The organism is Paenibacillus sp. UMB7766-LJ446 (genome assembly GCF_030226665.1).
Lineage (GTDB): Bacteria > Bacillota > Bacilli > Paenibacillales > Paenibacillaceae > Paenibacillus > Paenibacillus vandeheii.
Genome location: NZ_JASOYM010000007.1, coordinates 226,699 through 245,524, shown reverse-complemented (window position 1 = coordinate 245,524; position 18,826 = coordinate 226,699). Strand labels below are relative to the sequence as shown.

Here is an 18,826-nt window from a genome sequence, read left to right as displayed (position 1 = left end):
AGTCGACTGCTGGAGTGATGCTCTTGTTACATGCTACTCGTACACTTGAATTTCATTGTAGAACGTATCGCGCTCCACAGGAATACGCCCAGCACCCTTAATTAACCATATAAGCTCTTTGCGGGTGAGACCTTCAGGCGTTAGTGCGCCTGCTGCATGACTAATCCGTTCGCGAACGATCGTGCCGTGTGCATCCGAAGCACCGAATCCAAGGGCAACTTGAGTCAGCTGTGGACCGATGTTGATGAAGTAGGCTTTGATATGATCGATGTTATCAAGCATCAGACGGCTGATCGCAATCGTTTTGAGATCCTCGTAAGCGGAGTTACGACGCATGATACTCGCGTTTTTGCTTTTCGGCTGCATGGATAGAGGGATAAAGACCATGAATCCGTTCGTCTCATCCTGAAGCTCGCGAATTTGTGCCATATGGTTTACACGGTCCTCATAGGACTCAATGGATCCATAAAGCATTGTAGTGTGCGTACGCATGCCCAGATTATGAGCAGTACGGTGCACTTCCAGATAGCGGTCAACGTTCGCTTTGTCCACACGCATTTTTTTACGGTATTCATCGGACAAAATCTCTGCGCCGCCGCCGGTCAGTGATTTCAAACCTGCCTTTTGCAGCTCCTGTAACACTTCCTTGATGCTCAGTCCGCTGATACGAGTGAAGAAATCAATCTCGGCAGCCGTGTAGGCTTTCAGCGTAACATCCGGATATTTTTCGTTTAAAGCACGCAAGGAATCGACATAATATTGAAAAGGAACATGGTTGTTATGTCCGCCTACAATATGGAACTCGCGTACACCCGGGTGAATATGCTGTTCTACGTAATCGATCATTTCCTGACCGGACAACGTGTAAGAACCATCTTCGCCCTGATCTTTGCGGAAGTTACAGAAAGCACAGTGGGCTTCACATACGTTGGTAAAATAAAGGCTCATGTTTTCAATAAAGTAAACCTTCTTGCCATTTTTACGCAGGTTGACCTCATTGGCCAGTTGGCCCAAAGTCAGCAGATCATCCGATTCATACAGATAAACGCCATCTTCTACGCTCAGCCTTACGCCGTTCTGTACCTTCTCAACGATTTCAGCCATTCTTTTGTCTGTGAACGGTGTTACCAATGTAGACATGTTGTATCCTCCTATTCTTAACCGGAATCGAGTTGGGTTGTAGGACTTACTTACAGAACTACATAGAAAAGATGCGGTCATCTGCCGCCATCTTATGTGGACTAACTCTTATTTACCCGGTGCAGCTTGTGCTGCGTACGTAAAACTAATTTTTTCATGTAAACGAGTCTTGTGACTCTATATGCATTGGGGACTGCGTGCAGTCTCGAAATGTGAAAAAAATTACAACTCCATATATGCCCATCACCTGAATAAGTCATGACAAAATATCGACATTTCAAAGCGATCACCTACCCATTATAAACCTCGTGTCCCGGGGGTTCAATACACTGGGAAGAAAAAGGAGATAAGGGGGAACGCGGAAACAGGCAAAGATGACTTGAGCCCCTTGACGGGGTGGAGTATAATTTAAGGGAGAGTTAACGAAAAGGAGAGTGACCTGGCATGATTAGCATCAGCGAAACGGCTGCAGACCGATTGAAAGAAATGCTTGCACAGCAAGAGGCACCTGGTATGTTCTTGCGTCTTGGCGTAGCACCGGGCGGTTGTACCGGATTTTCGTACGCCATGGGCTTTGACGATAAAGAGTCCGATGAGGACCTCTATATGGATATTCAGAATATGAAGGTTGTTGTAGAGAAGGAAAACCTGAAATATTTGAATGGACTCGAAATTGATTTTGAAGAATCCGGCATGTCCGGCGGTTTCACCATCCACAACCCGAACGCAGTGGCAACCTGCGGCTGTGGATCATCCTTCCGTACACGTGAAGAAGCGGGCGTACCTGATAAAGATTGTTAATCATGGTGAATCAAGACCTCTATAGCGGATTAGTCTCGTACTAATCACGTTATGGAGGTTTTTTTGTATGTTGACAACTTATGTTGTAACTAATATAGTTACATTATAAAGTTTATAATACGAAACCAAGGGAGAGATTATGATGAAAATTGGAATTATTGGCGCGACAGGCAAAGCGGGAAATTTGATTTTGAAAGAAGCGTTGGATAGAGGGCATGAAGTGACAGCAATCGTTCGGAATGCATCCAAGGTGGAAGATAAAAGTCTGAATGTACTTGAAAAAGACGTATTCGACCTCACGGCAGAGGATGCCAAATCATTTGACGTCATCGTCAATGCATTCGGTGCGCCAGCCGGGAAAGAGAATCTGCATGTGGAAGCAGGACAAGCCTTGATTAATACTCTGAAAGATGCTCCGAATACTCGACTGATTGTTGTGGGCGGAGCAGGAAGCCTGTACACGGACGATTCGAAAACACTGCGTGTTGTGGATTCTCCAGGATTCCCTGATGCGTACAAAGCAACTGCGACGAATCAGGGGAAAAACTTGCAGGATCTGCAAGCTTCCTCCGGGATTCAATGGACATTCCTGAGCCCGGCTGGCTTCTTTAATCCAGAGGGTGTTCGGACAGGGAAATACCAAGCAGGTAATGATGTCATTCTGGTCAATAGTGAAGGCAACAGCTACATCAGCTATGCTGACTATGCCATTGCTTTGGTCGATGAAATCGAGAACCCACAGCATAAGAACGAACGCTTTACGGTTGTAGGCGAAGCGAAGTAATTGATTCGAACTGAAAGAGATGGAAAATGGACGCCAATCCTTACGAGATTAGCGTCCATTTTTTTTGTATCGTTATGAAGTTGGTGTACGTAATCCGGAAATACTGAACGTAGTCCTCTTCAGACTGCCTAGTGTGGTGTAATATCATCTGTATTTGGATTCTCTATTAGTTCTGCCGACTCTACCGACTCTATACTTTCCATACCATCCATGGCATCTACGAGTCCTACAGCCAATGTTGTAACTGCCGCAGCGGTAATCAGATTCTTGGCCCCGAGCTTTACTCTTTCCATGTCCTCGTCTTTCATGCCGACAACAACATCTTTGCCACCGTTATACACATACTTCGCGGATACCACTACACCTTTCGCTGTATTGGTAACGGCTCCTCCAATATCGGCCAGTCCAGCGTCTAATGCTGTATTGTCTTTTCTGATCACACCACTGGCCATATCATATGTACCGCTGGCAAGTTGGCCTACCGTCTTCCCTGTATTAATCGTAGCTTTCTCTACGCCATTCCCAATTTCTTTGATGAATGGGCTTCCTGTAAGTTCCCCAGCCACTCTGACGGTGCCGCCGAGTACTTTTCCGGTAACTTCCCCAGCAAACTGACCCAGATCTTTTAAAAATCCCATACATTTCCCCACCTTTAGAATAAGGTTGTACATGTGCTGTCTGAATCTTTTATCTTATTATATAAGTATATAAGCGAAAAGACTATTTACGTTCAGATTCATTAAGCGTTCCTAATTAACATGAAACCAATCCAACGAATTCGATCTAGCCGAACTAAACACACTAACCAATCTAGCCTTGCTTAACGCATCCAATTCAATCAACTCACTCCAACCTCAAAAAAAGGGCTGCTCCCAACAGGAGCAGCGCATTTTTCTTTTTTTACCCCAAATTCCTACTTAACACATTTTAGAAGTATCTCATTAGCAGCCAACGTAGTGGAGGGAACGGAATCGATTCTGTAGAAGCGAAGCGTGCGCCTTTGTATCCAAATTTCAACTAATAAAAAGTTGATTCAAGAAAATTTGGATACAACAGCGCTCGAAAGAACGATCCGTACCCGTAACGCCACCTACCGCTCTTAAAATACTTATCCCCGTGTTTAGTCGATAAATCCTTCCAACATTACGGTCGGCAGGCCGTTCGACTGCCAGGCACCTTTGCTGTAACCGCCATTGTAGCCCGGAGTTGCTTCAGGCTCCCAGTAGAATACACCTTTACCTTTGCTGCTCGGCAGATTGCGGAATTGTGTTTTCATTGCTGCGACAAAACTTTTACCAGCTGCCGGTTGGGTGTTATCCATCCCGATCTCCGATACGATAATCTCTTTGCCATACCGGTTGATCAGATCCTTGGCATTGTTTACCGCATTGGTGACAGCCGTGTTCCAGCCGGAGGCGGAAGGATAGAGGGACATGGCAATCATGTCAAAGTTGGCACCGTTATCGATCAGGCCACCGATATTCCATACAAAGAGGGCATTATCATCCCCGCCTGCAAGGTGAACGATCGTTTTGGTGTTGGTGCTGATGGACTTCACGGCATTATGACCCGTGTTCACCAGCCACGCATAATTTTTCATGTTGGTGGATGCTTTCCCATCTTCCCATAACATGCCGTTGCTTGTTTCGTTACCGATTTGTACCCAGTCCGGGGTTACGCCTTTACTCTGCATGGCTGTCATAACTTCACGTGTGTGATTCCATACAGCATCCATCAGCTGCTGGAACGTGTAGTTTTTCCAAGCAGCAGGTTTGGTTTGTTGACCCGGGTCAGCCCATGAATCACTGTAGTGCAGAGTGAGCATGACGCTCATGCCTGCATTTTTGGCACGCAGGGCCAGAGCTGCTGCACGATCCTTGTTCATGTAACCGTTACCATAATCATTCGAAGGATTAACAAAGACACGAATACGAACAGAGTTGATCTGGTAATCATTTTTCAAAATATCAATAATATCACGCTGAACGCCGTTTTTGTCTTTCCATTTGTAACCTTGCGCTTCCATTCCGGGAACCCAACTGATGTCGGCTCCTTTGGCGAAGCTTGGTGCTGCATTGGCATGCTGGCCTGTGGGCAGCATAATAGAGGTGAATAACAAAACAAAGACCAGAGCGATGGATGTTTTGAAACCCCTTACATTTTTGAACATTACAATATGCCTCCTCGAATATGGGTTGAGTTGCAACCTAATTATATCGGGCACCCTTAGCTCAACTACAGGGTTCATTTCCAATATTTTGGTTGTTTTTTCAACCTCTGCGAAAAAAGACAAAACAAAAAGCCGTCCGAAGACGGCTTTTCTACCCGTGGCGCTTTTTGAAACCTTGATCCGTATCCCGCGCCTCCACCAGCATCAGTTAAATTAAGCTAGTGGATCGGGTAAGGGACACGTTCAACATGTGATTAGATATGTTGACGCACCTCCTTTCCTTGTGCCAAGAGTATACAACACTCTTTTCCGGAAAGCTAGTCTTTTTTTCATATTTACGCAAAATTATTTTTCGGTTTGGAACATCGTAATATCCCGGTCATAATGACTTTTCGTACCGTTATCGTTGCGAATTCTTACGCTGTCTTCGCTGATCCGCTCCACGATGCCACGGCCCACTTCACAATATACGCCCGCTGGATCTTCCTGCCATGCGGTTACCGTGCATTGGGATAGTGCAGCCGTGAAAAACTCTATATTTTTTTGTAACGTTCTAGGTTTGTTCGATTTCATTATATACTCCTTTAACAAATGCAATTTTGGATGATGGATAGCAACCGGACAATTTACACTGTACATCACTTTACTCTGTCTCCTGCTCTTTGTAAAGGGATGGAAAAAGTTATCGCTATGAGGTATCATTTACATAAATTTTACATAGCGTTTACACTTTGATGACGCTTGTAACCAATCACGAATAGTACAATTAATTATATCAGAATATTGATTCAAAAAAGATATGCAACACATTCGGAGGCCATACATGCATAGAGATGTCAAAACAGGTAACTACGTTAACCGTGATTTAAGTTGGGTTGAGTTTAATCGTCGTGTGCTCCAGGAGGCGCAAGATCCAACAACACCACTGCTGGAACGCATGAGGTTTCTTGGCATTGTCGCCAGTAACCTGGACGAGTTCGTAAGTGTAAGGGTAGCGGAGACGAAAGAGAAGATCAAGGCTGGATTTACGCAAAAGGATTTTACAGGTTACACCCCTTCGGGTTTGTACCGCAGATTGATTAAACGAACGGGGACCATGGTCGCCGAACAATATAAAACCTATCGTGAGCTCATTCGTCTTCTTGCCAAGAAAGGCGTCCATTTTCAGGAATACACAGATCTGAATATGACCCAGCAGCGAGCAATGGACCAGTATTTTCATGAGATCATTTTTCCGGTATTAACACCGATGGCTATTGATCAGAGTCGCCCATTTCCACTGGTACACAACAAGTCTGTATATCTGTCCGTGATGCTGCAGAAGGAAGAAGAGCAGGAGGGTGAGCCGTTTTTGGCTATTGTGCAGGTGCCTTCCAATATTCCTCGGGTTATTCCTGTACCTCTTCGGGCGAATAGTAAAAAGAAAACATTCATTTTGATCGAAGATCTCATCAAACATCATATTCATACCCTTTTCAGCGGATATGTTCCACTGGCTGTACAGGAATTCAGGGTGACCCGCAATGCGGATCTTTTCATTAATGAAGAAGAAGCGGAAGATTTACTTGAAGCAATTGAGAAGGAATTGCGGCGCAGACGCCGGGGAGCACCGGTACGACTGGAAGTGTGTACGGATTTCCGGCCGGATGCATTGCTTGAACTGCGGGAAGAGTTCGATATTCAAGATCCTGTGTACGAAATTGATGGACCTTTGGATCTGAGTTTTCTGGCCGGGTTTGTGGATAGTCTGGAAGGCTTCTCTCATCTGAAATACAGTCCGGTGCAGCCTGTCTATCCTCTGGAGTTCCTTCCACGGGAAAGTCACTTCGAGCTGCTGCGTAAACGGGATGTGCTCGTTCATCATCCATATGAATCCTTCGAACCGGTAACGGACTTTATTGTAGAGGCTTCGGAAGATCCGCGCGTCATGGCGATCAAAATGACGTTATACCGGGTGAATGGGGATTCCCGTCTCATTCCTGCACTGGCTCATGCTGCCGAGAGCGGTAAACAAGTGACCGTTGTGGTTGAATTGAAAGCCAGATTTGATGAAGAACGAAACATTGCATGGGCCCGCACGCTGGAGAAAGCAGGCTGTCATGTGGTTTACGGATTGGTTGGATTAAAGACTCATGCCAAGATCATTCTTGTCGTACGCAGGGAACAGAGTGGTCTAAGAAGGTACGTGCATGTTGGAACAGGTAACTACAATGAAAGCACAGCCAAAGTGTATACCGACGTGGGACTGTTCACCTCCAATCCCATCATTGGCGAAGATGCATCGGAACTGTTCAATGAGATTACCGGATATTCCGGACCCAAAGCATTGCAGGCATTCCGGGTCGCCCCAGACGGCATGAAGGACGAACTGTTCGCGCTTATTCGACGGGAAGCAGAGCATGCCTTGAAGGGAAGACCATCCAGGATTATTGCCAAAATCAATTCCTTATCCCATCAGGATATCATTGATGAATTATATCTGGCATCTCAAGCCGGAGTACAGATTGATCTGATCGTGCGCGGTGTATGCTGCTTGCGTCCTGGTGTAGAGGGACTTAGTGAGAATATTCGTGTAATCAGCATCGTGGACCGGTTCCTGGAACACTCCAGACTGTTCTATTTTGAAAATAGTGGGAACCCGGATGTGTATCTGTCCAGTGCAGACTGGATGACCCGCAATTTGAAACGAAGAATTGAGCTGATGTGTCCCGTGTTTGATCCAGAGCTGAAGAAGATGCTGGTGGACATTCTGAACCTGTCTCTGAACGATAATGTGAAAGCAAGAGAGCTTATGCCTGGCGGCAATTATGTATTTGTACAAAATGAAAAACCCCCGCTGAGAAGTCAGACGGAGGCGATGGGAATTATCCCTTGGAAGCCTGCTGAATGGAGTGTGTTAACGTAACTCCCCAAGCTTCCTGCAAATCTTTGACGGCCTCTTCGAGGTCGCTCAGTTCCAGTAACGGCTCGGCTGTACAGATGAATTGCATCTGCAGCGAGTCGTTTTCTTTTGCTGCCTTTATGGCAGTGATACTTTCAGCTCGATTGATCGCTTCAGTTACGCGCAGCAGTGAGCCCAGGCGATGGGCATGCCGTTCGTCTGAATCCTTTAGAATGTCCTTGTGCTTTTGAAGCAGCTGGGGCGTTCTTTTTTTTGGATGATAATCGGCTGCAATGGCACTAAGGATCGTCTCCCGGTGAGAGAGTCCGTAGATACTCGCATTCATAATCCAATAGGCCGAGTGCTGGGGATACCGGAAATAGTTAATCTGTTTTCCAGCCATGTGCAGCATACAGGTCGTGTACAGGATCCGGGCATCTGCTGGATCGGGGGAATTACCTTGTAAAGCAGTATACAGGGTAAGCGCATCCTGGTGGATCCGATTCAGACGTTTCTCCGGAATCGGTGGGCCAAAATGGATGAAGTTGCGAATGCTGTCCTTCAGCGCGTCTGGCACGACCGGCTGACCTGCAGCCAGGAGATCCCTTAGCAAACCATCCCGTAACCCCGCTCCGCTCACGACATAACGATCTCCCTGGATGATCTGGAAGACCGTGCGCAATATGAGAACACCTGGCACAATAATGTCTGCACGATCCTTGGCAAGACCGGGTACTTTCTTGCGTTGTGCCGAGGTGAGATGTGGCAAAGAACGAGCGATATTTTCCATCTCTTCTGCACCGATTTCATAATGATGCGTAACCGGCAATGAATACTGCGTTCTCTTCTGTTCCACTTTGGCCAGGGTACGCATCGTGCCGCCAAGTCCTATGAGAGGTAGTCCGGGATGCTGTCTGACCCAATCCTGATCACTTAATGCCTGGATAACTTCATTACAGAGGGCGGTCGCATTAGCTTCAGTCCACTGATCTTCTCCGCCATAACGGGCGTGTGAGTTCACAGCTCCGATAGGCAGAGAGATGCTGTGCAGTCGTTTTCGATCGCGGAATACAGTGATCTCGGTACTTCCTCCGCCAATATCCACGACATAACCATCCGCCAGATCAATCGATTGAGTGACACCTAGGAAGCCGTAATAGGCTTCCTTATCGCCGGATACACATTCAATCGTAAGTCCCGTCTCGGCTTCCAGCCAACCTATAATTTCTGAAGCATTGCCTGCATTCCGAATGGCCGCTGTTGCTGCCGCACGGATGAGCTTGGCTTGATAAGCTTCGCAGGTAGCCCTGAATTGTCGCAAAATTGTGATAGCCTTGTCCAGTGAATGTCGCAGAATCGTTCCGTCTTGTTCAACCACATTGCTTAGACGAGCTGCATATTTGTCTTCATGAATGATGCGATAGGCTCTATCCGAATCGAGTTCATAAATAACCAGACGTATGGAATTGGAGCCGATATCGATGATTCCGAGTATTTCGTTATGTGTCATAAGCATCTCCTTCTACAGAGGTTAATCTACCCGATTCTCAGCAAGGCTGCCATGGCTTCTGGTGAACCCGGAGGCGTCGAGGTGAAGGGCGTGGTCAGCATGACCACTATAATGAAGACGATAAAGCAGGCAAACAGAATACAACTTACAGCAAAACCGCGATTGCTTTTCTTCATAAACAGTCGAATACCTGTAACGAATAGAAGCACCGTAATGGCTACCAGAACGATAGAAATGGCAAAATAGGCTACACCATACAGTGATTTGAAAAATGATTCCATGTCTTCTGAACGCTCCTTAGATCCTCATATTTAAGCCTCTCCAAACCATTCCTTAGTAGCATACGATAGATTGATGCGTTTGAAAAGCAAACCAGGCGCTTGTTCCCCCCTTGAAACAAGCTTATGGACTTTATCCACTGAAAAGGGGCCCCAGCCTTGGACAGACATCCAAGAAAGCACGGCTCCAGTTGAGTATGTATAAGGAAGGACTATTGTTCAGGAAAGGAGATCAACCCATGTCGAGACAGCTTGCAAGCAAATGGCTGAAGACAGCGGCGCTGTTGAAATATCCGGTAGCCGCTGTCCACATTCCACAGACGAAGACGTTCAACTCGGGGAATCTGCTAAACATGCTTAGTCATTACGGAATGGTGTATATCAAACCTGTTGTCGGTGGTGGAGGTTACGGTGTCATTAGAGTATCAGCAAGTGGAGGAGCCTACCGGTACACTCATATGAAAATAACCCGTTCTTTTACTCATTTTAATCAAATGTACCGCTCCCTAATCCGCGTAAAAGCTAGACGGAGATACTTGATCCAGCAAGGCATTCATTTGGCGACCATTCAAGGCAGACCTGTCGATTACAGAGTCAAAGTCGTCAAGACAGAAAGAGGCTGGGTATTCCGTTCGATGGTGGGACGGCTCGCTCGTCCGGGATTGGTCGTGACCAATCTTAGCAAAGGAGGAACGATGCTGTCCGGCAGAAGAGCACTTGCTCTGTCACTGCCTCATATTTCCGGAAAATATAAACGTCGAGAGATGCGTTCATTGACACTCACATGTACACGGATCATGGAAAGTCAGTTCCCTGGTGTGGGGCAGCTCGGTTTCGATTATGGACTGGATCATTCCGGAAGAATATGGATTTTGGAAGTGAACACCAGACCGCAATGAAAATGGTGAAAAAAGCTAAAAAAATCCAAAGAAAATCCGATAGTAATATAGAAGGAAACTAGGTGGAAAACGTTTGGAATTTAACAATTAAGGGTAATTTACTCGCATCAACTCTTGAAACTATGAATTTATTCTAAAAAAAATGCTATGATAATCGTTCTGTTCGATAAGCTTCGATCCTGTGTATAAATACTATCCACACTATCCACGTTGATCAATCAACATTTTTACCATTTATCAACAAACTATACACAGGATTTCCACATAACGTTGTGGATAACAAGAACGCTTGTTCTCTTTATAAATCTCTGATATGATAGTTTTGAGGAAAAAAAAGGAAAGGTTGTGGCGGGAAATGGCTATGTTATCCGATGAGATGTTATTGGACTCCTACCATAAGGCGATTGAGTTGGATCTCGAACGAGATTTCATCGCACTGCTGTTGGCAGAAATCCATAAGCGCAAACTGGGTACCGACGTATCTGCCATTCTTCACTAGAGATCCTCATTTGCAGGCAATGCTACAGTTTTCCGGACATGTCCCATAGATTTACAGGCCATAGTGTGCTTGTCTGACATTGGTGACAGTACATCATATGATTGCAAACGTTTTCGGATTCGTCTGCCGTGTCAGAGGAAGTGTGAATGGCGTAGGGGCTGTATGGTCCGGTGTAATCGTCCAATTTGCCGCATTCTGACAGTCCCTGAAGGCAGTGGGGACAAGCCTGCTCCGGTACAACCAGACCGTTACACAGCGGGCATATATAAGACAAGGGTATCCCTCCTGATGTTGAATTCATTCAGGAGTAAGATACCCTTTTTTGTGTCTTTTATATTCTATAAGATTCCATAAGGAATTAGCGCTTCATGTTACTGCTGTGTCCTGGAGACAGCTTGGCGTCTGGATCGAAGTATACCTTGGCATTGTTGACTGCGGTTGGCGCTTCACCGAATCCGACAGCAATCAGCTTCAGCTTGCCTGGATATGTTGTAATATCTCCGGCAGCATAGATACCCGGAATCGAGGTTTCCATGCGGGAATCGACCACGATGGAATTGCTGTCAATTTCGATGCCCCATTCTGCGATAGGTCCCAGGGAAGAGACGAAGCCAAAGTTGACGATGACATCATCCACTTCAATTTCCTGTGTTTCCTTGGTTTTGACGTGAGCCAAAGTAACCTTGGTAATACTGTCCTCACCGTGAAGTTCGGTAATTTCGGTAGGTGTAACGATGTTCACCTTGGAATTCATCAGGTTTTCGACACTGTGCTCATGCGCACGGAATTTGTCGCGGCGATGGATCAGGGTTACTTGCTCAGCGATCGGCTCGAGCATGAGCGCCCAGTCTACAGCGGAGTCACCGCCACCGCTGATCAGTACTTTTTTGCCGGCAAAGGCGTTCAGATCACTGATGAAATAGTGCAGATTGGTTTTTTCGAATTTGGCAGCACCCTCAAGCTCCAGACGACGGGGTTCGAATGCACCCACACCGGCAGTGATAATTACGGCTTTGGCGTGATATTCATTCACATCGGTTTTTACGACGAAGTGACGTTCTTCTAGTTTCTCTACCGAAACAACCTTTTCCTCAAGACGGATGTTCGGGTTAAAATGGCTCATTTGCTCCACCAGATTATTCACCAGTTCCTGAGCGGTCACCTTCGGGAAACCGGCTACATCATAGATGAATTTTTCGGGATAGAGGGCGGCAAGTTGTCCACCAAGTTGTGGCATACTTTCAACCAGAGTAACGGATGCCTGACGCATCCCTCCGTAAAACGCGGCGAACAGACCCGCAGGGCCGCCACCAATAATAAGTAAATCGGTCATGTCATGACCGGCAGTTTGTGCAGTCAAGAATCAACAACACCTTTCTTATTTTAATAGGTAGTTAACAGAAATAATGAAGCCGGGTACGTATTGTACCCAGCGTTTGTTGCTGAACTGTCTTTCTCATTATAAACGGTGTAAACTGGGTTGCAAAGTTGGCAGTATGATGAAACTAGGAACAATAGATGAAGATCAGGTGAGAATAGGATGAAATTGGAAATGAAAGGTTATGAAAAATAACAAAAAAAACCTTGATATTTGCCAGAAATACAGATATCCTTGACCTGTACTATGTGTTTTTTTGTCTAATTTAGCCCCAATTTGTAATGTGAAGACAATACCCGCGTTTTGTTGAATCTTGTGTATAATTTCACAATTTTAATCGATAACTTGCATGCAAAAAGTTCAAATAAATTCGCGAAGTTAACATTTGTCGTCATAATGGATAAGACCTCATCAATATGGGTAAGTAAGAGCCTTTTTACAACAAAACAAACGAACGGTTGATGCGAACGAAACCGGAAGGGGTACAGACATGAGCAGCATTCCCAAAATCGTCATCCTCGGCGCGGGCTATGGCGGGATTCTGACAGCCCAGCGGCTGCAGAAGGAATTGAACTATAACGAGGCCGATGTCACATTGGTGAACCGGCATGATTATCATTATATCACCACACATCTACATATGCCGGCAGCCGGCACAGATACGATTGAACATGCAAGGGTCCCGATATCGAAGCTGATTGACGAGTTCAAGATTGATTTGGTCAAGTCTTCGGTGAAGGAGATCCGGCTGCAGGATCGGAAGATCATTCTGGAGGACGGCACGTTATCCTATGATTATCTGATTATTGGATTGGGCGGGGAACCGGAAACCTTCGGTATTCCGGGTATGCTCGATCATGCGATGACCATTCGCAGCATTAACTCAGTCCGAATGATTCGCGAGCATATCGAATATCAGTTTGCCATGTACAAAAACGATAATAAACGTAACCGCATTCGTTTTGTCGTGGGTGGAGCTGGCTTCAGTGGTGTCGAATTCGTGGCGGAACTTGCGGATCGCATTCCTCAGCTTTGCAAGGAATTCGACGTGAATCCGAAAAACGTACACATCTATAATGTCGAAGCAGCACCTTCAGCTTTGCCGGGCTTTGACCCGGAACTGGTTGAGCATGCAATGAACGTGTTGAAGAAAAAAGGCGTTACTTTCAAAATCGGTGTTCCGATCAAGCAATGTCTGCCAGACGGTGTCATTGTGGGTGAAGGTGAAAAACTCGATGCAGCAACGGTCGTATGGACCGGCGGTATTCGTGGAAACGCCCTGCTTGAGCAGGCAGGCCTTGAAGTGATGCGTGGACGGGTGAAGGTTGATGAGTTTTTGCGTGCCCCAGGGCATGAGCACGTCTATGTTATCGGTGACAATTCACTGGTGTTCAACAATGAAGGGCGCCCATATCCACCAACCGCGCAGATCGCAATGCAGCAGGGTGTTAACTGTGCCAAAAACGTTGTCGCTGCCATCCGCAAGAAGCAGCCACAACCTTTTGTATTTACAAGTAAAGGTACGGTCGCGTCATTGGGGAAAGGTGAAGCTATCGCTGTCGTAGGCGGTAAGAAATACAAGGGCTGGAAAGCGGCTCAGCTGAAAAAGCTGGTGGATCTCCGGTACTTGTTTATCATCGGTGGCATTCCCTTGGTACTGAAGAAAGGGCGGTTTTTTGGATGAGACATTGCAGTGTTCAGGTCAGAGGGCTACTCACGCGAGAAGAACTGGATCGGTACAACGCCCTGATGCAAGTCGGTGGTTATCTGGAGGAACAGGATCAGTATGATCTGGCTTACATCGTTCAGAAGGAAGTGGATATTCTCATTTTACCTGCCATCGAGCGGCTTAAGGAGAAGGGACGTGACCGTGACAGAGCAACAGCTGAATTTCTGGAGTCTCTGAAAGCGGTTGATGAAGAGGATCAGGATTAAGAGGATTAAGCAATCACGTTATCCCAAAGAACCTGAGTCATCCATTTAATATTGAACATTTCATATTCATTCGAAAAAAGTAAAGCACCGCTGACCCTATTCTTAATGGAGGGATCGCGGTGCTTTTTTTGATTTATACGATTACAGCTTGAGCATGTCTTCCAAAGTTTCTTCGTTCAGGAGGCTTCCCACATAGAAAGAGCCGAATTCGCCATAACGGGCACTGACTTCATCAAAGCGCATCTCGTAAACGAGTTTCTTGAACTGAAGTGCATCATCCGCAAACAGCGTAACGCCCCATTCCCAGTCGTCAAAACCAACGGAACCGGTAATGATCTGTTTCACTTTGCCTGCATAGCTGCGACCAATCATGCCGTGACTGCGCATCATTGTACGACGCTCATCCATGGACAGCATGTACCAGTTGTCGTTCAACTCGCGTTTTTTGTTCATCGGGTAGAAGCAGATGTACTGCCGCTGTGGCAGTACTGGTTTGAGACGGGCGATAATTTCCGGGTTCTGCATCGGGTCTTCGCCCTCTTTGCTGAGATAGTTACTCAGCTCCACTACGCTGACGTAAGAATACGATTTGGTCGTGTACTGGGCAAACATCGTTTTGTTGAAGGCATTCTCAACGGCCTTCAGATCTTCCAGCGTTTCACGCAAATGCATCATGACAAGGTCAGCTTTTTGGCCCACAACCGTATACACGACTGTGCTCCCTTGGGAGGAATTCTCGACTTCCTTCCATTCTTTCCAGAATTCCTCCAGCTCGTCCAGTGCTACGGCACGTTCCTCATCATCGGCTGCTTTCCAGGCGGCCCAGTTAATCGAGCGAAAATCATGCAGGGCGTACCAGCCCTCCAGTGTTGATGCGGCTTCGTTCATGAATTGTATTCCTCCTGCAATGTATATTTCCAAATCCGGTAAGGGACGGTTGAATGCGTTATCGTCTTTATTGTATCCCAACAGGAAGCAGAAGGGCAAATGAAGTGAAGCTGATTATAGGGAAATTTGTCCAGAAAGTTCGTTGCTTCGCCACATTTTTTGCGGTACACTATCTACTATCCGTAGTAAGAGAAACCCGAGTCAGTGAAAGAAGAGGTGAACGTCACCCGATGCAGTTTATACCTGTGCTGGTTTTGATGGTGTTATTTTTCGTTATGATGTTTGGTATCGGTTTCATTCTGAATATGCTGATGAAGACAACCTGGTTTCCTTCCTATTTGTTCATTATTGTTATTTTGCCTGTTGTCGTGTATTCCTTATGGGATCATACGGCATCGCTGATGTCGCATCTGGGTTCTTTCCATATTGTTGACTATATGACGGGCATAGCTGGACTTGCTGGAGCGGTCATCAGTGGCTGGGCCATTCGCAAACTTCGTCTCGGCGGGTACAAAATGTTTTAATCAGCTAGCCAGAGGGCAGCAAATGCTGGGCTGCATTGTCCGTAAAGGTCTTGCCTTTGTCGTAAACGCTTACGAGCGCAAAGGGAAGGCTTTTTGCCATGCAGCAAAAAAGTGTGCATTATTTTTCGGACATGTCTCATATATATCTGGATAACATTTCTCCATAGATTTACTTGTTTTCTATGGCTGTAGCTTTTATAGTAATCTAGCAACTCTGCGAAAACGTGAATGCTGTCGACCTAGGACGAAACGGAACGAGAACAGGTCCGTTTTTTACCTGTTTTTGAACATTTGAGGATCCGACATTTATGATAGAATAGATAAACATACTTTTGGGGAGAAGGAGATCAAGCTATGCGCATGAAGAATTTGCATCATTATACTGAACATCATCGCTACTGCGTGTACAGGGAGTTTGGACTTAGCGCCCTGGATGACCGTATGCTTACCGGAGCGTATCAGCCAATGGTAGGTGCCTTTGCGGTTGGCTTGTATCGACTGCTGTTTCAGCATCTTCCCGGTGAACAGGTCGGTTATTCGCCACTTGAACAGCAACGGAGGCTGTTCATGACGCTTGGACTCGAGCCAAGTGAGAAAGGACGCAAGTATTTGGTGGAGCAGGCATCCAAGCTGGAAGCCGTGGGATTACTGCAGACTTCACGGCTGTATATTCCGGAAAATGACGATTACATTTACGAATATGAGCTGCAGCCCCCGCTCTCCCCGGCAGAATTTTTCCGCACACAGCATTTGACACTGCTGCTTCGTGACAAAATCGGCAAGTTCGCCGTACTTTCACTACGTTCCGGTTTTTCGGCGATAGAGAGTGGTGACGCGCCTTACCCAGCAGCGAATAAAGAGAATATTTCCGTTCCTTTTTACGACATATTTGAATTGAACACCCATGTCATTGATTACGAACTGGAACAGGCCTTGTCGGAAGTGTCAACTTCGGCACAGCGCAACGGGCTCAATGGGGCAGCCGAAGAGAACAGCCTGAATTATGCCGACATTATATTGCGTTTTCCGCGTGAGTCGGTCAATCGTCGTCATGTGGAGCAATTACGGTTCGATCATGAACAGCTCGGCATTGTGAATTATGTGGTGAACAAATTCAATCTCAGCGTACAGGATGTGTGTCGTTTGCTGGATGAGGATGATATCTTCAACCCACAGGGGCAGCTCGTGCTGGATGATCTTCAACACAAGGCGAGCCTGCAGTTCAGACAAACCAAGAAGCGACATGAGCAGCAGACCGTACAGGCAGCGAAGGTTGTTGCCCTAAGACAGCACATGGAGGAGCCTGAGCGGAAAGAGGACTCCGGTGAACCGCCTGTCGAACATGTGGTACAGATGGAATACTACGTCGAAGTGCCTCCGCAATTTTCGACCAAGTGTGATATTCATCAATACAATATGATGCTGCGTAATGAGCCCTATACCCGATTGCTTCAGACGTTTTTCCCTGGTGCCGTACCGGACAATCTGGTGGACATCTTTGAGAAAATCGACCTCAGCTACAAGCTGCCTGGTGAAGTGATTAATGTACTGATTCACTATTTGATGGCATTGCTTGTGTCCGGCGGTGAGCAAAGAATTAACCGTAACTTCGTTGAGGCCATTGCCTCCAATATGCTGCTCAAGCAGGTGAATTCCTACGAGAAGGCGGTACAGTACATTCGTGACCAAGCCAAGGTCAAAGGCAAGCAGGCTGCTGGTGCAGCTGGAACCCGTTCCCGTACATACGGCAAAGGAACCAAAGCCAAACCCGAAATTCCGATTGTACAAGACATAGGTGCCGAAGGCGATGCAGTGTCCGAAGAAGAGTTCGAAGAGATGATGAGGTTTGCCCAACAGATGCAGGCAAGCAAACAAAAGGGAACTTCATAACTTTCATAATATAGAACCAAGAGGCGAGTCCCTAAATCAGGGAGACTCGCCTTTTTTGCTAAATGATCATTTTTTACGTAATGGTACAAGGTGTAGATGAGTTATATTCACTCAAGGAAAAGAGGAGGACTCCCGATGGCGAAATGGGATAATATGCTGTCCATGCTCTGGATGCTTCGATCCGGAAGAAAGCTCACCGCCGCGCAAATCGCGGACAGTTTGGAGATCAGCGTCCGCACGGTGTACCGATATATCGACGCGTTATGCGCCAGTGGCGTGCCGGTCGTTGCAGAATCGGGCCATGATGGTGGCATTCGTATTCTGGAAAGTTTCAAAGAAACGCCATTGTTCTTCAACTCCGTAGAGTTGAAGGCGCTTGTGGATGCATTCAAATTTGCCCAAGGCGCTGGCTATCCGTATGTGCAGGAACTTGAATTGGCGTTGAAGAAGGTGGAGAACGGACTACACGAGGAGCAACGCTACGATCTATCCCGCCAGACGAGCAGCTTGGATGTGGCTTCTTCAGCGCGTCCGCCTTCAGTCGTTCCGTTGTTGCGGGACTTGGAACAGGCGGCAAATGACGGGCGAACAGTTCGGATTACCTATCGCAAAGCAAACGCGGAACAGGTCAGCGAACGTGAAGTTGATCCGTATGGGTTAGCGTATAACAGAAACGATTGGTACGCTGTTGCGTTCTGCCATCGGTCACAGGCGATGCGGACGTTTCGCGTCGACCGTATTGAGCGGCTGGAGGCAACTGAGGCGAGGTTTGACAAGCCGGAGCGTTTCTCTGCTTCCTCCTTTTTTGGCGAACAGTCCAACCAGAGACGGGAGGCGGATGGCCCGCTGGCAGTGATACGCATCGAGGGAGAGCCTGACACGTTGAATGCGGTATGCGGCCACTGGCATCTGCGCCACTATTTGACGGAACGGACCGATCGGGAGGCACGGTTCCTGCTCGATGTTCCGAAAATGAACAAGTACCTTCCGACATATCTGATGTCATTCGGTACGGCCATTCGCATTCGGGAACCACTAGAGCTGAAGCGGCGGATTCAGGAAATGGCATACCATATCGCCAAACATCATGAAGACGATCCCAATTGAGATTCGTCGACATCAGTTGTCAGTGAACGTGTTATAAATTAACGATTGATATTGAAAATAAATGGTTTGTTTTCTATTTAATGTTTTGGGTCGGATATTTGGTGGAATGAACGGCGTATTGTAGGATAGTATGCTTTCCATC

Annotated in this window: 19 protein-coding genes; 10 read left to right on the top strand and 9 right to left on the bottom strand. The window is 46.7% G+C overall.

Translation table 11 applies throughout. The features are described from left to right. Positions 1 to 33: 33 nt before the first annotated feature. Positions 34 to 1,140, bottom strand: a complete 1,107-nt coding sequence (gene mqnE, locus QP794_RS18875; RefSeq protein ID WP_079347692.1) for an aminofutalosine synthase MqnE — start codon at positions 1,138 to 1,140, stop codon at positions 34 to 36. Positions 1,141 to 1,584: 444 nt separating this feature from the next. On the opposite strand from mqnE, the gene QP794_RS18870 reads away from it, so the two are divergent. Together QP794_RS18870 and QP794_RS18865 are read left to right on the top strand one after the other, a co-directional pair. Next, positions 1,585 to 1,941, top strand: coding sequence for a HesB/IscA family protein (locus QP794_RS18870; RefSeq protein WP_024632660.1), 357 nt, complete (start codon positions 1,585 to 1,587; stop codon positions 1,939 to 1,941). A gap of 142 nt (positions 1,942 to 2,083) precedes the next feature. Beyond that, on the top strand, positions 2,084 to 2,725 hold the full coding sequence (locus QP794_RS18865; protein WP_285078530.1) for an NAD(P)-dependent oxidoreductase: 642 nt from the start codon (positions 2,084 to 2,086) through the stop codon (positions 2,723 to 2,725). Positions 2,726 to 2,853: 128 nt separating this feature from the next. Here QP794_RS18865 and QP794_RS18860 read toward each other — a convergent pair whose 3' ends face one another. From QP794_RS18860 to QP794_RS18850, 3 genes are all read right to left on the bottom strand, one after another. Beyond that, the gene (locus QP794_RS18860) at positions 2,854 to 3,363 is read right to left on the bottom strand and encodes a hypothetical protein (protein WP_285078469.1); all 510 of its coding nucleotides are present in this window, start codon (positions 3,361 to 3,363) and stop codon (positions 2,854 to 2,856) included. Between the two features lie 482 nt (positions 3,364 to 3,845). Next, complete coding sequence (locus QP794_RS18855) at positions 3,846 to 4,826, bottom strand: glycoside hydrolase family 53 protein (RefSeq protein ID WP_285078529.1); 981 nt, start codon at positions 4,824 to 4,826, stop codon at positions 3,846 to 3,848. A 414-nt stretch (positions 4,827 to 5,240) separates the two neighbouring features. Further along, positions 5,241 to 5,468 (bottom strand): hypothetical protein, encoded by a 228-nt coding sequence (locus QP794_RS18850; RefSeq protein WP_024632656.1) that lies wholly within the window; start codon positions 5,466 to 5,468, stop codon positions 5,241 to 5,243. 250 nt (positions 5,469 to 5,718) lie between these two features. Here QP794_RS18850 and ppk1 point away from each other — a divergent pair, with 250 nt between their 5' ends. Next, the gene (ppk1, locus tag QP794_RS18845; RefSeq protein ID WP_079347686.1) at positions 5,719 to 7,800 is read left to right on the top strand and encodes a polyphosphate kinase 1; all 2,082 of its coding nucleotides are present in this window, start codon (positions 5,719 to 5,721) and stop codon (positions 7,798 to 7,800) included. On the opposite strand, the gene QP794_RS18840 is transcribed toward ppk1, so the two are convergent. Together QP794_RS18840 and QP794_RS18835 are read right to left on the bottom strand one after the other, a co-directional pair. Further along, positions 7,760 to 9,286 (bottom strand): Ppx/GppA phosphatase family protein, encoded by a 1,527-nt coding sequence (locus QP794_RS18840; protein ID WP_285078468.1) that lies wholly within the window; start codon positions 9,284 to 9,286, stop codon positions 7,760 to 7,762. The genes ppk1 and QP794_RS18840 overlap by 41 nt on opposite strands. 26 nt (positions 9,287 to 9,312) lie before the next feature. Next, positions 9,313 to 9,567, bottom strand: coding sequence for a hypothetical protein (locus QP794_RS18835; protein WP_285078467.1), 255 nt, complete (start codon positions 9,565 to 9,567; stop codon positions 9,313 to 9,315). Positions 9,568 to 9,803: 236 nt separating this feature from the next. On the opposite strand from QP794_RS18835, the gene QP794_RS18830 reads away from it, so the two are divergent. Beyond that, entirely contained in the window at positions 9,804 to 10,463 is a 660-nt protein-coding gene (locus QP794_RS18830; RefSeq protein WP_285078466.1) for a YheC/YheD family protein, read from the top strand. Positions 10,464 to 10,818: 355 nt separating this feature from the next. Then, positions 10,819 to 10,962 carry a sporulation histidine kinase inhibitor Sda gene (gene sda / locus QP794_RS18825; protein ID WP_024632651.1) on the top strand — a complete coding sequence of 48 codons (144 nt, stop codon included), beginning with the start codon at positions 10,819 to 10,821 and terminating at the stop codon, positions 10,960 to 10,962. Between the two features lie 22 nt (positions 10,963 to 10,984). Here sda and QP794_RS18820 read toward each other — a convergent pair whose 3' ends face one another. Beyond that, positions 10,985 to 11,236, bottom strand: a complete 252-nt coding sequence (locus QP794_RS18820) for a hypothetical protein (protein WP_285078465.1) — start codon at positions 11,234 to 11,236, stop codon at positions 10,985 to 10,987. 84 nt (positions 11,237 to 11,320) lie between these two features. After that, complete coding sequence (locus QP794_RS18815) at positions 11,321 to 12,295, bottom strand: NAD(P)/FAD-dependent oxidoreductase (protein WP_211754064.1); 975 nt, start codon at positions 12,293 to 12,295, stop codon at positions 11,321 to 11,323. A gap of 535 nt (positions 12,296 to 12,830) precedes the next feature. On the opposite strand from QP794_RS18815, the gene QP794_RS18810 reads away from it, so the two are divergent. After that, entirely contained in the window at positions 12,831 to 14,024 is a 1,194-nt protein-coding gene (locus tag QP794_RS18810; protein ID WP_024632649.1) for an NAD(P)/FAD-dependent oxidoreductase, read from the top strand. Further along, a complete protein-coding gene (locus tag QP794_RS18805) occupies positions 14,021 to 14,275 on the top strand; it encodes a hypothetical protein (protein ID WP_024632648.1) in 255 nt (84 codons plus the stop codon). Before QP794_RS18810 ends, QP794_RS18805 begins: the two co-directional genes overlap by 4 nt. 141 nt (positions 14,276 to 14,416) lie before the next feature. Here the strand turns inward: QP794_RS18805 and hemQ are convergent, their stop codons facing one another. Further along, positions 14,417 to 15,163, bottom strand: a complete 747-nt coding sequence (gene hemQ / locus QP794_RS18800; RefSeq protein WP_285078464.1) for a hydrogen peroxide-dependent heme synthase — start codon at positions 15,161 to 15,163, stop codon at positions 14,417 to 14,419. Positions 15,164 to 15,393: 230 nt separating this feature from the next. Between hemQ and QP794_RS18795 the strand changes: the two genes are divergently transcribed. The 3 genes from QP794_RS18795 to QP794_RS18785 all read left to right on the top strand — a co-directional run bounded on the left by QP794_RS18795 (position 15,394) and on the right by QP794_RS18785 (position 18,684). Next, positions 15,394 to 15,687, top strand: a complete 294-nt coding sequence (locus tag QP794_RS18795; protein ID WP_024632646.1) for a YuiB family protein — start codon at positions 15,394 to 15,396, stop codon at positions 15,685 to 15,687. A gap of 354 nt (positions 15,688 to 16,041) precedes the next feature. Then, positions 16,042 to 17,577, top strand: coding sequence for a replication initiation and membrane attachment family protein (locus QP794_RS18790; RefSeq protein WP_024632645.1), 1,536 nt, complete (start codon positions 16,042 to 16,044; stop codon positions 17,575 to 17,577). Positions 17,578 to 17,712: 135 nt separating this feature from the next. Continuing rightward, positions 17,713 to 18,684, top strand: coding sequence for a helix-turn-helix transcriptional regulator (locus tag QP794_RS18785; RefSeq protein WP_285078463.1), 972 nt, complete (start codon positions 17,713 to 17,715; stop codon positions 18,682 to 18,684). Positions 18,685 to 18,826: the final 142 nt, after the last annotated feature.